Here is a 12,365-nt window from a genome sequence, read left to right on the forward strand (position 1 = left end):
CAACGATGAAGGCGTGGCCGTGGCGGCCTGCTATTTCAACTGACCCAGTTTCTTTTTCAGGTTGCGGCGGCGTTCCAGGTCGGTCTTGTCGGGATTGACCTGGCTGACCTTGAAATAGGCCTCCAGGTCGTCGAGGGCCTGCTGGGTTTTGCCGATTTGTTCGTTGATGATCGAGCGCATGAGGTAGGCCGCGGTGAGCATTTGGCGCAGCACTTTGTATATCTGCTCGTCGGCGTTGAGGCTGTAGTAGGCGATGACCCGCTCGCGCTTGTCGATGATGCGGCTGAAATCGGCCGCCGAGAGGTCGAACTTGTGCTGGACATAGTAGGCCATGGCCCGATTCTGCTGGACGTAAAGTTCGTGGGCCCAATCAAGCTGGCCTGATTTGAGGGCCGCGTTGCAGGCGGCCAGCAGCTTTTGATAATCACCCGACTGCTCGGCCTCGACGACCTTTTTGACCTGCTGGGCCTGATCGGCCCCGGACGCGGTGGTCATGGTCAGGGTGATGGTAACGGCCAAGGCCAGGGCCGTCAGGGCGATGGTCATGGGGCGAAAATATTTCATCTGCCTGCTCCCATCCAAAAAATGAGGATTTTTGCCGGCCCAATTCTGGCACAGCCAGCCGCCCCTGGCAACAACCCCCGACTGCTCGGAAAAACAAAAGCCGGACCCATCGCGGCCCGGATGAAAAACAAAAGCCGGGCCACTGGCGGCCCGGCGCGGATGATCGATTGTGGTGGAGCCGAGCGGGATCGAACCGCCGGCCTGCGCGTTGCGAACGCGCCGCTCTCCCAGCTGAGCTACGGCCCCAAGATCGTCGTTGGCTGCGATTTAACGCAGCCAAGTTTATACCGGCCAGCGGCGGCAAAGTCAACCGTGGCGGGCGCGCTTTTGTGGGGCGTGAAAAAATTGTCGGCCCGGCCGATGGCGCGCGAGCCACTCGACACGGCGGCCTTGGCGTGCTAGCATCCTCCAGGCGAAACGGGCCGCCGTCCCGGCTGGCCGACGCCGCGCGCAACCACACGTCGACAGGGGTTTTTCATGGGCCGCACGGCGACGATAAAACGCGAAACCCGCGAGACCGCCATCAGCCTCCGCCTGGACCTGGACGGTCGGGGAGAGGCGCGCATAGACACGGGCGTGGGCTTTTTCGACCACATGCTCACCCACATCGCTTTTCACGGCCGTTTCGATCTCGAAGTGACGGCCAAGGGCGACCTGCACGTCGACGCCCATCACACCGTCGAGGACGTGGGCATCTGCCTGGGCCAGGCCCTGCGCCAGGCCCTGGGCGACAAGCTGGGCGTGGCCCGCTATGGCGGCGCCTTCGTGCCCATGGACGAGGCCCTGGCCCAGGTGGTGGTCGACCTGAGCAACCGGCCGTTCATGCGCCTGGAGGCGGCGCGCCTGCCGGGGGCGGTGGGCGCTTTCGACGGCCAACTGGCCGAGGAGTTCCTGCGGGCCCTGGCCAATGCCGCCGGTCTGACCCTGCACGTCATTTTGCACTACGGCTCTAACGATCATCACATGTTGGAGGCCGCGTTCAAGGCGCTTGGCCGCGCCCTGGACCAGGCCACGGCCATGGACCCCCGCCAAGGCGGCGTGGCGTCCACCAAGGGGATGCTGTGAGAACTCTTCGCTTCGCCTGGATCGCGTTGATGGCGGCCTTGCTGGCCGTGGCCGGCTGCCAGACCACCCAACCGCCCCAGGGCAAGGACCAAAAAAAGTGGGAGCCGCGCAGCGTGGCCCTGTTGCCCGTGGAGCGCGTCGCCCCCGACGCCGACGAGCCATCGCGGGCCACTTGCCCGCTCAACGGCTCGCTCTACACCGCCGGGCCCATGGCCCAGGGCGCGGAACTGAGCCTGGCCGAGAGCCTGCAAAAGGCGCTCAAGGCCCATCCGCCCTTGCGCGTCGTGCCGGTTAGCCAGGCCGGCCTGGCCTACGATCAGCTCTATGGCCGCCAAGCCGCCCGCCCCAGCCTGGAACAGATCGCCAAACTTGGCGCCAAGCTCCAGGTCGACGCCGTGCTGGTGGGCTTTGTCTATCGTTTCACCGAGCGCGAGGGCTCGGAGGCCTCGGCCGAAAAGCCGGCGGCGGTTACTTTCAACCTGCTTCTGGTGCGCTCGACCGACGGCATGATCGCCTGGTCGGGCGTCTTTGACCAACAGCAGCAGGCCCTCAGCCAGAATTTGCTGGACCTGGGCCAATACATGAAATACGGCCTGCGCTGGTACAGCGCCGACGAACTGGGCCAGATCGGCGCCGAGCAGGCGCTGGAGTCGTTCCCCTGGCCCCAGCAGGCCGCGGTCAAATAGTCGCGACTCAGATAGCATTCGCGTGGAGCGTTGACGTCGCTGGCCCGTGCCGGCGCGCTGCCAACAAGTCGCGCCCCCGGCGGGCGCGTGGAGACAAGCATCATGGAAGCCATTCCGGCCGTCGACTTGAAGGGCGGCCGTTGCGTGCGCCTGCGCCAGGGCCGCATGGACGATGAGACTGTTTTTTCCGACGACCCGGTGGCCATGGCCAAACGCTGGGCCGACCTGGGGGCCCAGCGCCTGCACGTGGTCGATCTGGATGGCGCGGTGCAAGGCCGGCCGGCCAACGCGGCGGTGATCGCCGCCATCTGCCGGGCGCTGGAGATTCCGGTGCAACTGGGCGGCGGCGTGCGCGATCTGGCCGGTCTGACCGCCACGTTGGAGCTGGGCGTGGACAGGGTGATCCTGGGCACGCTGGCCGCCCGCCAGCCCGAGGTGGCGCTGGAGGCGGTGGAGCGCTTTCCGGGGCGGGTGGTCATCGGCATCGACGCCCGCGACGGCAAGGTGGCCGTCTCCGGCTGGCTGGAGACCAGCGAACTGGATTATCTGGAGGCGGCCAAGCGCTTTGACGCGCCCGGCGTGGCGGCCATCGTCTTCACCGACATCTCCCGCGATGGCATGCACTCCGGGCCCAACCTGGAATCGACAGCCCGTTTGTGCGCTCACGTCTCGCGGCCGGTGATCGCCGCCGGCGGCGTGCACGACATGGCCGACGTGCGGCGCATGCTGGCCATGGCCCCGCTGGGCCTGGCTGGCTTCATCACCGGCCGGGCCATCTACGAGGGCTCGCTGGATCTGGCCGAGGCCCTGGCCGCCTGCGCTGCCGCCTGAGGCCCGTCGGGCCTATTTGCCGTGAGTTCGGGCGATTTTTTCGAACATGATCACCAGGCCCGTGCAAAGGGTGTAGATCGAGTCGATGATCAGGTTCTGTTCGGCGCTGCGGTCAAAAAACAGGTTCAGCGACGACTCCATGCCTTCCTCGCTTTGCCAATAGCAGATGAGTAGCGGCAGTTTGGGCAGGGGATGGATGATCACGGCCAAGTCGGAGTTGAACTGATCCGGGGCCGGTCGGCCGTCGAAGATATCGATGATCAGCTCCATCAGGCCGGTGTATTCGTCCACCAGCTTTTTCAGCGGCTTTTCACAGCGCTGGCCAAACAACCGCCACCAATCCTCGCCGCCGTGCTTCAGATCGCGTAGCGGCAGCCACTCGCCCACCGGCTCGCGGCCGGCGCTGGAGAGCACGTAGTTGAGGATCGGCACGGCCAGCCAATAGTTGGTGTGGCATTGGCTGGCCACGAAGCCGGAATCTTCCACGTAGAAGTTTTTGCCCAAAACGCGCATGGTCAGCCGGCCGTCGGCGTATTGCCCGCCCACGATCTCCGCCCGCTGGCCAAGATCAAGGCCGGCCGCTTTTTGTTGCAGAACCTTCATGGCGGCCAGATAGTCGTCGTCGGACGATTCGGCCTTGGCCCCGCGCACGCGGTGGCTTTCCAGGACGTCCTTGGCCAGATAGGGGCAGTCGGAGAGCTTTTTGTCGTGCTTCATGGCGGCCACGGCAAAGGCCAGACAGGTGGGCAGGCGGCATTCGCGGCAGTTGGTCTTGGGCAGAATCTTGTATATTTCCAGGTGATTGACAAGTTCGATCATTGGCGCTCCTTTTGGCTGATGGGCTATTGTCTGGCCAGAGCGTAGCAAACCGGCCGGTCGCCCGCATCGCCCAAACGGGCCAAAATCGCGGTCTGACGCCTCGTTAGAGCATGGCCCGGCACAGGCCGCCGTCGATGGCCAACGACGCGCCGGTGATGTAGGCGGCCTGATTGGAGGCCAAGAAGGCGGCCAGGGCGCCGATTTCCTCGGGCCGGCCCACGCGCCGGGCCGGGATGCCTTCCAGCACGCCGGCCAGGATGTCCTCGGCGCTCTGACCGCTGGCCTGGCTGCGAGCCTGGAGGATATCCTGCACCCGTTGGGTGAGGATCCAGCCCGGGCAGACGTTGTTGACGGTCACGCCAAAGGGCGCGACCTCGTCGGCCAGGCTCTTGGCCCAGCCCACCACCGCCGCCCGCACGGCGTTGCTGAGCATCAGCCCCGGCAGGGGCTGCTTGACGCTGATGCTGGTCAGGTTGATGACGCGGCCCCAGTTTTGCTCCAGCATCTTGGGCAGGACGGCCCTGGTCATGGCCTGGGCCGAAAAGAGCGTCTTTTCCACAGCGGCCCGCCAGTGTTCCTGGTCGAAGTCGGCCCACTGGCCCGGCGGCGGTCCGCCGTTGTTGTTGACCAGAATATCCACCGCGCCAAAGTGCTCCAGCGCCCAAAGGCCCGTTTCGTGGGCCGATTGCCCGTCGCCCAGGTCGGTGGCCCGCCACAGGGCTCGCACGCCGTGTTGTTGGGCGATGCGCTCGGCGGCTTCTTCCAGTTGGCCCGCCGAGCGGGCGCAGATGGCCACGTGGCAGCCTTCGGCGGCCAGGGCCTGGGCCACGGCTAGGCCAAGCCCCCGGCTGGCCCCGCCGATCAACGCGGTTCTGTCTTTTATGCCAAGGTCCATCTCACGCGCCCCCTTTCGCTTTGATTTCCTCCAGGCGCGCCAAGCGGGCGTAGAGCCCGCCGGCGGCGGCCAATTGCTCGTGGGTTCCCTGTTCGACGACGCGGCCCCGCTGCATGACCAGGATGTTGTCGGCGTGGCGCACGGTCGAGAGCCGGTGGGCCACCACCAGGCTGGTGCGCCCGGCCATGATCCGTGGCAGGGCCTGCTGGATCAGCCGCTCGGAGGCCGGGTCCACCGAGCTGGTGGCCTCGTCCAGCACCAGCACCCGGGGCTGGCCGGCCAGGGCCCGGGCCAGCGAGAGCAACTGACGCTGGCCGGCGCTGAGCTGGCGGCCGCCCTCGCCCAGGATGGTTCGCGCGCCGTCGGGCAGTTCGTCGACGAAGGTGGCCGCGCCGCTGATCTCCAGGGCTTGGCGCAGTTCGGCCGGGCCGACGTCCTCGCGGCCCATGATAACATTGTCGGCGATGCTGCCCGAGAGGATGATCACCTCCTGGGGGGCCATGGCCACGCGCCTGGCGATGTCGCGGCGGCTCATGCGCCGCAGATCCACGCCGTCGATCTCCACCGCGCCGCTTTGCGGGTCGTAAAAGCGCATCAGCAGCGCCGTCAGGCTGGTTTTGCCCGCGCCGGTGGGGCCGACCACGGCCCAGCTTTGGCCGGCGGGGATGACGAAATCGACGTTTTTGACCACCGGCCGGGCCGGATCGTAGCCAAAGCTCACGTCGCGGAAACGCGCCTCCCCCGGCCCCGGCGCTTCGGATAGCTGCTGGGCGGGCTCGGGCAGGGCGTCGTCGTCGTCCAAAAGCATGAAGATGCGCTCGCCGCTGGCCATGGCCGCTTGCAGGATGTTGTATTTCTCGGCCAGGTCGCGCACCGGCCGGAAAAACATCTGCATGTAGCTGAGAAAGGCCACCAGCGCGCCCAGGCTGAGGCGATCCTGGATCACCTGGCCGCCGCCGTGCCAGAGGATCAAGGCCACGGCCAGGCTGGAGAAAAGCTCGGCCAGGGGCATGAAAACGGCAAAGACCTTGATCTGGCGCATGCCGGCCTGAAAATATTGCTCGTTGAGCCGCTGGAAGCGCCGCGCGCCGGCCGCCTCGGCGCCCAGCAGCTTGACCACGGCCAGGCCGCCCATGGTCTCGCTCAGCCACGAGTTGATGCGGCCCAGATGCCCCTGCAACTGGCGAAAGGCCTCGCGGGCCTGGCGGGCGAAAATCCAGGCCATGATGGCGATCAGCGGCGTCAACGCCAGACAGACCAGGGCCAGGCTCACATCCAGGAAAAACAACGTGGCCATGATGCCCACCAGCAAAAACATGTCCTGGATCAGCGAGACCAGGGTCGAGCGGAACATCTCGTTGATGTTTTGCACGTCGTTGGTCAGGCGGGTGACCAGCTTGCCCAGGGGGTTGCGCGAAAAAAAGGCGCTGGAGCGGCCCAGGACGTGGGCGTAGAGCTCCTGGCGCAGGTCGAAGGTCATGATCTGGCCGGCCCGCTCCAAGAGCATCGACTGGACATACTCCACCACCAGCCCGCCCAGGGCCAGGCCGGCGAACAGCGCGCCCAGCAGGATCAGGCCGTGGGCGTCGGGACCGCGCAGCTGCTTCAGTTCGGCCTCGGGCAGTTTGGTCAGATCGGCGGCGCGGATCAGCCAGACGTCTTGGCCGCGCGCGAAAAGCTCCGGCCGGGCGCGGGCGGCTTGCTCGGCGTGGGGCCCGGCGGCGGCGATGTAATAGGGTTCGGCGCCGATGACGCCGGCGGCGCGCAGGCGGGCGCTCTGCCTGGGGTCCAACTCGCGCAGGGCGGCCTCGGCGACGAAACTCTCTCCGCCCGCGTCAAGCAAGCCCAGCGCGTTCAGGGCGGCCATGTCCGGGGCCAGGTCCGGCGCGGCTTTTTCGGGCCGCACGGCCAAGGCCTGGCGCACGATATGGCCGTCGATGGCCGTTTTGGTGACGTAGGGCAGGGCCAGGTTCAGGGCGGTGCCGATCAGCACCAACACCGCCGCCCCGACGATCAAGCCCTTGGCCGGCCGCAGATAGGCGATCAAGCGGCCCAGTAGGCGCATATTGTAGGGACGGCCAAGCTGGCCTTCTTCCATGTAGCCGAAATCGGCCGGCGGCGCCATGCTAACCCTCCAACTCGGCCAGCAGGGCCTGTTCGGCGAAAAGGCTCTGGTAGAGCCCGCCGGCCGCCACCAGCGTGGCGTGGTCGCCGCTTTCGACCACCCGGCCGTGGTCCATCACGAAGATGCGCGCGGCAAAGGCCACCGAGGCCAGGCGGTGGCTGACCAGGAGCGTGGTTTTGCCGCGGCGCAGTTCGGCCAGGTTGGCCAGGATGCGCCGCTCGGTGGCGGTGTCCACCGCCGAGAGGGGGTCGTCGAGCAACAGCGCCGGCGGGTCGATGAGCAATATCCTGGCCAGGGCCAAGCGCTGGCGCTGGCCGCCGCTGAGGGTGTGGCCGCGCTCGCCCAGCTCGCTCTCCAGGCCCTGGGGCAGGGCGCGGATATCCTCGGCCAGATCGGCGGCGCGCAGGGCGGCCCACAGTTCGTCGTCGCTGGCCTGGGGCCGGCCCAGGGCCAGGTTTTCGCGCACCGAGGTGGAGAAAACAAAGGCCTCCTGGGGCGAGAGCGACACGCGGGAGCGCAGTTCGTCCTGGGCCAGGGCGCGCACGTCGCGGCCCTGGATCAGCGCCGCGCCCGGCGGCGGATCGTAAAGCCGGGTCAACAGGCGCAACACCGTGGATTTGCCGCAGCCCACCGGCCCGACCAGGGCCGTGGCCCGGCCGGCCTCGACAAAAAGGCTGGCCCGATCCAGGGCCGGGTTGGCCGCGCCGGGGTAGCGGAAGCTCAGGTCGCGGATTTCCAGATCCAGCGGCGTGGCCGGATCCAGGGCCTCGGGCTGGGCCGGATCGCTCACCGCCGGCCGGGCGGTGATGATTTCGCTGACCCGCTGCATGGAGGCCCGGCCTCGTTGCATCAGGCTGATCACCCAGCCCAGGGCCATCATCGGCCAGGTCAGCAGGCCCAGATAGGCCGTGAAGGCCACGAAATCGCCGGCGGTGATCTGGCCAAAGACCGCCAGCGGGCCGCCCGCGCCGATGACCACGGCCAGGCTCAGGCTGGTGAAAAACGACGACAGCGGAAACAATACGGCCATCAGCCGGGCCAGGCGCATGTTTTGGGCAAAGTACTCCCGGCCGGCCTGGGCCATGCGTTGCTCCTCGCGCCGGGCCAGGGCAAAGGCCTTGACCAGGCCGATGGCCGACAGAGCCTCGCGGGTCTGTTCGGTCATGCGGGCGAAGGACTCCTGCACGGCCATGAAGCCGCCGTGCATCTGGCGGCCGACCATGCGGCCGGCGATGGCGATCAGGGGCATGGGGATCAGGGCCAGGATGGTCAGGGTGGGGCTGAGGTAGAGCATGAAGCCGATGGCCGCCGCGCCCATGATCGCCCCGTCCACCGCCGCCACCAGGCCCATGCCCAGCGACATGCGGATATTGTTGAGGTCGTTGGTGGCCCGGGCCATGATTTCGCCGGGCGGCTGGTCGTCCAGGTAGCCCAGGTGCATTTGCTGGACGTGTTCGAAGATGCGCTGGCGAATGGCGGTCTCGACGCGGCGGGCAAAGCCGAACAGCAGCGGCCGCCACAACAGGCGCAGCAGCGAGATGGCCGCCGCCAGGCCCAGCACCGCCGCCGCCAGCCAGGCCAGCGAGCTTTGCGTGGCCTGGCCCAGGGTCAGTTGATCGACCGCGCTTTTGATCAGGCGCGGCGTCCAGAGTTGCAGGACATCCACCGCCAACAGGGCCGCGAAGCCCACGATCAGGCCCCAGGCGTGGCGCTTGGCCAGGCTGGCCACGATTTGGTTGGCCGATTGCAAAACGGCTCAGAAACCTCCCCACGGGCTGTCGTCGCCGGGGGCCATGCCCGAGCGGCGCTGACGGCCGCCCGATGTTTGGCTGGCGGCCCGGCCGTCGCAGATGGCTTCATCGATGATGAAGACACCCGAGCGCTCCAGTTCCTGGCGCTCCGGCCCGGCCAGCAGGCTGACCCACATGGCCCCGTCGCCGCCGGCCACCTGGGCCGGCAGTTGGTCGCAGCCGATAAACATTATATAATAGCCGGGATTGTCGGCCTCGACCAACTGCACCAGGCGGCTTTCGGCCCGTGGCGTGGCGGAGCGGCCCTGGGCCGCGCCGGCGAAATCCAGTCCCAGAGCCAGGCCGCGTTTCAGGTCGTCCTGGCTGAAATCGGCCTCGACGTGGACGAACAGACCGCTGCGCCCCTGGTGCACGGTGGGGCCGGTCAGCCAGGCCCCGCGCAGGCGATCCTGGCCGGCCCAGCGCCATTTGCCCACCATGCCCGTCTTGCGCGGGCCGCCGCCGCCAAAGTCCATCTTGGCTTCCTCGAACTGGCTGGGCGAGCCGGCCGCGCCGGTCTGGCATTCGTCGGAGATCCAGAAATCCTCGCTGCGTTCGATGACCTTCTGCCCCGGCCCCAGCAAGAAAATTTGGCTGCGATAGGCCCCGCGACCGGTCATGGGCGGCATTTGGCCACAGGTCAGGAACAGGATGAAATGCTTGCGCCAGGCCTCGTCGACGCGCTGGTACTTGGTGACCGGCGGGCCCTGTGGCCTGGTCGAACCGTCGGGAGCAATGGTTTCTGGCGTCATGGTGATGCCAAGCCACAGGCCCTGTTTGGTGTAGAGGTCGGAGACATCGACCACGGTGTGGACAAACAGGCCCAGTTGACCCTGAAAAAGCATGTTGGGCGTGACCCAGACGCGGTTGAAACGATTGGCCCCGTTGGCCCGCAGTTCGACCTTGGCCGCCGGTGGAGCCGGGGCGGCCCCCTCGCGCAGGTAGGGTTTGATCACGCCGATCAGGCGTTCCTTGCTCACGGGGCCTTCGAAGCGGGCGGCCACGCGGCCTTCGGGATCGATGATGACGGTGGTGGGCAGGGCGGTGACGCCGGCGATGCGCTTGGCCTCGGCGGCGTTGCCCAGCACCACGGGGAAGTTGAGCCGATTGCGCGCGGCGTAGGGCCCCACGGCCTCCAGGCCTCCGCTGTCGACGCTGTAGCCGACGATGGAAAGCCCGGCGTGGCCATAGGCGCTTTGCAACTGACGCAGCTTGGGCATGGCCTGGGTGCAGGGGCCGCACCAGGTGGCGAAAAAGTCCAGCAGCACGACCCGCCCCCGGAACTGGGACAGGCTGAGGGCCTGGCCCTCCAGGGTGGGCCGGTTGAAGTCCATGGACCAGGACGGTTGGGCGCCCAGGGCGCACAAGGCAATCAAGGCGGCGGCCAACCAGATGCGCGGTGTTTTCATGCGGGGGCTCCCGATGCTCGCGGCCCGCGGGCGCGCCGCGGGGCTGGTGTCGATGTCTACATCGGCGATAGTTTAACCGCAGCGCCCCGGTTCATCCAGGCCAGATTGCGCCCCGTGGCAAGTTGACACTGCCCTGGCCAGTCGGTACACTGAATGACCTCTTAACCCGCCGCGGAAGTGATAGCCCAATATGTCCGACCCCGTAGGTCAGCTAGTCGAATTCATTGATAAAAACAGGCTATGCCTGGCCTTTGTGCAGTCGGCCAAAAAAACCAAGCTCAACGTCCTGACCAGCGCCGACAAGGAGCTTTCCTTGCCCCAGGGCCGCGTTTTGCTCATGACCGCCGGCGGCGGCCTGGCCGGGCGCAACCGCCAGGCCCTGGTCGAGCGCCTGCGCGAGGTGGAGGTCCGCCGCGAGGGCCTGGCCCAAGACGTGGACGTGGCCGGGCTGTGGGAGCTGGTGGCCGAGGAGGCCGAGCCGCTCTCGCTGGCCGACCTGGCCGGCCTGGCCCACAGCGGCCCGCTGGAGGGCGATCACCTTTCGGCCACGTTGCGGGCGTTGTTCAACGAACGCTGGCACTTCAAGATGGCCGGCGAACAGTTTGTTCCCCTTTCGGCCGAACAACTGGAGCAAAAGCAACTCCAGTCCCAGCGCGAGGACGCCCGCCGCGAACAGGTCGACGCGGCCGTGGATTATCTGCGCGGCCTGGCCGACAATGGCCCCTATCCGCCGGCGCCGGACGGCCTGCTCGACCTTTTGGCCGATCTGGTGGTTTTCGAAGATGACGCGCCCAACCTCAAGCGGGCCAAGGAGATCGTGGCCCTGGCCGAGCTGGGCGGCCGCAAGAACGTCTTTGACCTGCTGGTGCGCCTGGGCCGCTTTTCGCCCCACGAAAACCTGCCCCTGCTCAAAGACGGCGTGGCCAGGGCCTTTGATCACGCCGCGCTGGCCGCCGCCGCCCAGGTGGACCTGGAGCCGGCCCTGGAGGACAAGACCCGCCGCGACCTGACGGACATGCACGTTTTCACCATCGACGGGGCCTTCACCACCGATTTCGACGACGCCCTTTCCTTCGAGCCCGAGCCAGGCGGCGGCGGCGTGTTGGGCGTGCACATCACCGACGCCGGGGCCGTGCTCGCGCCCGATTCACCCCTGGACCTGGAGGCCAGGGGCCGCGGCACCAGCATCTACATGCCAGACGACCGCATCCCCATGCTGCCGCCCAGCCTCAGCGAGGACGCCCTGTCCCTGCGCCAGGACCAACTGCGCCCGGCCATCAGCACGCTGGCGCGCCTCGACGCCGACGGCCAGGTGCTCGACTACGAAATCGTGCGCAGCGTCATTCGCGTTGCCCGGCGCATCACCTACGACGAGGCCGATTATCTGCTCGACTCCGACCCGCGCCTGAAGGGCATGCACGCCATCTGCCAGGCCCTCAAGGCCGCGCGCGGCCGGGCCGGGGCCTATTTTCTGCCCCTGCCCGAGGTCATCGTCGGCGTCGACGAACTGGGCCAGGTCTACGTGCGGCGCATCGACCGCGAGGGGGCCAGCCGCGAGATGGTCGCCGAGACGGCCATCCTGGCCAACTGGCTGGCGGCCAGGCATCTGCGCGATCACGAAGCCCCGTGCCTCTATCGCCGCCAATCGCCGCCGGCCGAGCCCTTTCGGGAAGGCCAGCCCGAGGACATCTATCTGCATTTCAGCCAGCGCCGCCTGCTCAACCCCGCCGATCTGACCACCAAGCCCGGCCTGCATTCCAGCTTGGGCGTCGATCCCTACACCCAGGTCACCAGCCCCATCCGTCGCTATTTCGACTTGATCGTCCAGCGGCAGTTGGGCGCGGTGCTGGCCGGGCGCGGGCCGGTCTACGCCAAAAGTCGGCTCAAGGAACTGGCCCAGGAAGTCGACGCGACGGTGCGGCGGGCCGGCCGGGCGCGCAACATGCGTCAGCGCTATTGGCTGCTAAGGTGGCTGGAGGCCCGCAAGGGCCAGGAACTCGACGCCCTGGTCATGGAGCCGCAGATGCGCCGCTGGTCGATCCTGCTCACCGACATCATGATGCTCACCAGCCTGCCGCGCGGCGGCGGCCAACCCGAATTCAAACCCGGCCAGGCGCTGAGGGTCGTGGTCGAAAAGGCCGACGCCTTCCACGAGATCCTGCGCGTGCGCCTGGCCTGAAG

10 protein-coding genes and 1 tRNA gene are annotated in these 12,365 nt (G+C 67.5%); 4 read left to right on the forward strand and 7 right to left on the reverse strand.

All coding sequences use genetic code 11. The annotated features are described in order from the left end of the window. Window positions 1-30 precede the first annotated feature (30 nt). Window positions 31-564, reverse strand: coding sequence for a tetratricopeptide repeat protein (locus DEBA_RS07120; protein ID WP_013258246.1), 534 nt, complete (start codon window positions 562-564; stop codon window positions 31-33). Window positions 565-734: 170 nt separating this feature from the next. After that, a tRNA-Ala gene (locus tag DEBA_RS07125) sits at window positions 735-810 on the reverse strand. Window positions 811-1,041: 231 nt separating this feature from the next. Here DEBA_RS07125 and hisB point away from each other — a divergent pair. From hisB to hisA, 3 genes are all read left to right on the forward strand, one after another. Beyond that, window positions 1,042-1,629: an imidazoleglycerol-phosphate dehydratase HisB gene (gene hisB, locus DEBA_RS07130; RefSeq protein WP_013258247.1), complete on the forward strand. Its 588-nt coding sequence runs from the start codon at window positions 1,042-1,044 to the stop codon at window positions 1,627-1,629. A 29-nt stretch (window positions 1,630-1,658) separates the two neighbouring features. After that, window positions 1,659-2,315, forward strand: a complete 657-nt coding sequence (locus tag DEBA_RS07135; RefSeq protein WP_013258248.1) for a hypothetical protein — start codon at window positions 1,659-1,661, stop codon at window positions 2,313-2,315. A gap of 102 nt (window positions 2,316-2,417) precedes the next feature. Then, window positions 2,418-3,146: a 1-(5-phosphoribosyl)-5-[(5-phosphoribosylamino)methylideneamino]imidazole-4-carboxamide isomerase gene (hisA, locus tag DEBA_RS07140; RefSeq protein WP_013258249.1), complete on the forward strand. Its 729-nt coding sequence runs from the start codon at window positions 2,418-2,420 to the stop codon at window positions 3,144-3,146. A 12-nt stretch (window positions 3,147-3,158) separates the two neighbouring features. Here the strand turns inward: hisA and DEBA_RS07145 are convergent, their stop codons facing one another. The 5 genes from DEBA_RS07145 to DEBA_RS16945 form a co-directional block, all read right to left on the reverse strand. Then, the gene (locus tag DEBA_RS07145; protein WP_013258250.1) at window positions 3,159-3,965 is read right to left on the reverse strand and encodes a DUF3786 domain-containing protein; all 807 of its coding nucleotides are present in this window, start codon (window positions 3,963-3,965) and stop codon (window positions 3,159-3,161) included. Window positions 3,966-4,068: 103 nt separating this feature from the next. Beyond that, window positions 4,069-4,860 carry an SDR family oxidoreductase gene (locus DEBA_RS07150; protein WP_013258251.1) on the reverse strand — a complete coding sequence of 264 codons (792 nt, stop codon included), beginning with the start codon at window positions 4,858-4,860 and terminating at the stop codon, window positions 4,069-4,071. 1 nt (window position 4,861) lies between these two features. Next, complete coding sequence (locus DEBA_RS07155; protein ID WP_013258252.1) at window positions 4,862-6,985, reverse strand: ABC transporter ATP-binding protein; 2,124 nt, start codon at window positions 6,983-6,985, stop codon at window positions 4,862-4,864. A 1-nt stretch (window position 6,986) separates the two neighbouring features. After that, window positions 6,987-8,735 (reverse strand): ABC transporter ATP-binding protein, encoded by a 1,749-nt coding sequence (locus DEBA_RS07160; protein WP_013258253.1) that lies wholly within the window; start codon window positions 8,733-8,735, stop codon window positions 6,987-6,989. A gap of 6 nt (window positions 8,736-8,741) precedes the next feature. Then, window positions 8,742-10,184: a TlpA family protein disulfide reductase gene (locus DEBA_RS16945; protein WP_013258254.1), complete on the reverse strand. Its 1,443-nt coding sequence runs from the start codon at window positions 10,182-10,184 to the stop codon at window positions 8,742-8,744. 190 nt (window positions 10,185-10,374) lie between these two features. Between DEBA_RS16945 and DEBA_RS07170 the strand changes: the two genes are divergently transcribed. Next, complete coding sequence (locus DEBA_RS07170; protein WP_013258255.1) at window positions 10,375-12,363, forward strand: ribonuclease catalytic domain-containing protein; 1,989 nt, start codon at window positions 10,375-10,377, stop codon at window positions 12,361-12,363. Window positions 12,364-12,365 lie beyond the last annotated feature (2 nt).

The organism is Desulfarculus baarsii DSM 2075 (assembly GCF_000143965.1).
GTDB lineage: Bacteria > Desulfobacterota > Desulfarculia > Desulfarculales > Desulfarculaceae > Desulfarculus > Desulfarculus baarsii.

What these genes read in the sequence shown, in the direction of transcription:
- DEBA_RS07135 (WP_013258248.1), top strand. Translation starts at nt 1,659, where the DNA reads ATGGCGGCCTTGCTGGCCGTGGCCGGCTGCCAGACCACCCAACCGCCC.
- DEBA_RS07120 (WP_013258246.1), bottom strand. Translation starts at nt 564, where the DNA reads ATGAAATATTTTCGCCCCATGACCATCGCCCTGACGGCCCTGGCCTTG.
- DEBA_RS07145 (WP_013258250.1), bottom strand. Translation starts at nt 3,965, where the DNA reads ATGATCGAACTTGTCAATCACCTGGAAATATACAAGATTCTGCCCAAG.
- DEBA_RS07150 (WP_013258251.1), bottom strand. Translation starts at nt 4,860, where the DNA reads ATGGACCTTGGCATAAAAGACAGAACCGCGTTGATCGGCGGGGCCAGC.
- hisA (WP_013258249.1), top strand. Translation starts at nt 2,418, where the DNA reads ATGGAAGCCATTCCGGCCGTCGACTTGAAGGGCGGCCGTTGCGTGCGC.
- DEBA_RS07155 (WP_013258252.1), bottom strand. Translation starts at nt 6,985, where the DNA reads ATGGCGCCGCCGGCCGATTTCGGCTACATGGAAGAAGGCCAGCTTGGC.
- hisB (WP_013258247.1), top strand. Translation starts at nt 1,042, where the DNA reads ATGGGCCGCACGGCGACGATAAAACGCGAAACCCGCGAGACCGCCATC.
- DEBA_RS16945 (WP_013258254.1), bottom strand. Translation starts at nt 10,184, where the DNA reads ATGAAAACACCGCGCATCTGGTTGGCCGCCGCCTTGATTGCCTTGTGC.
- DEBA_RS07170 (WP_013258255.1), top strand. Translation starts at nt 10,375, where the DNA reads ATGTCCGACCCCGTAGGTCAGCTAGTCGAATTCATTGATAAAAACAGG.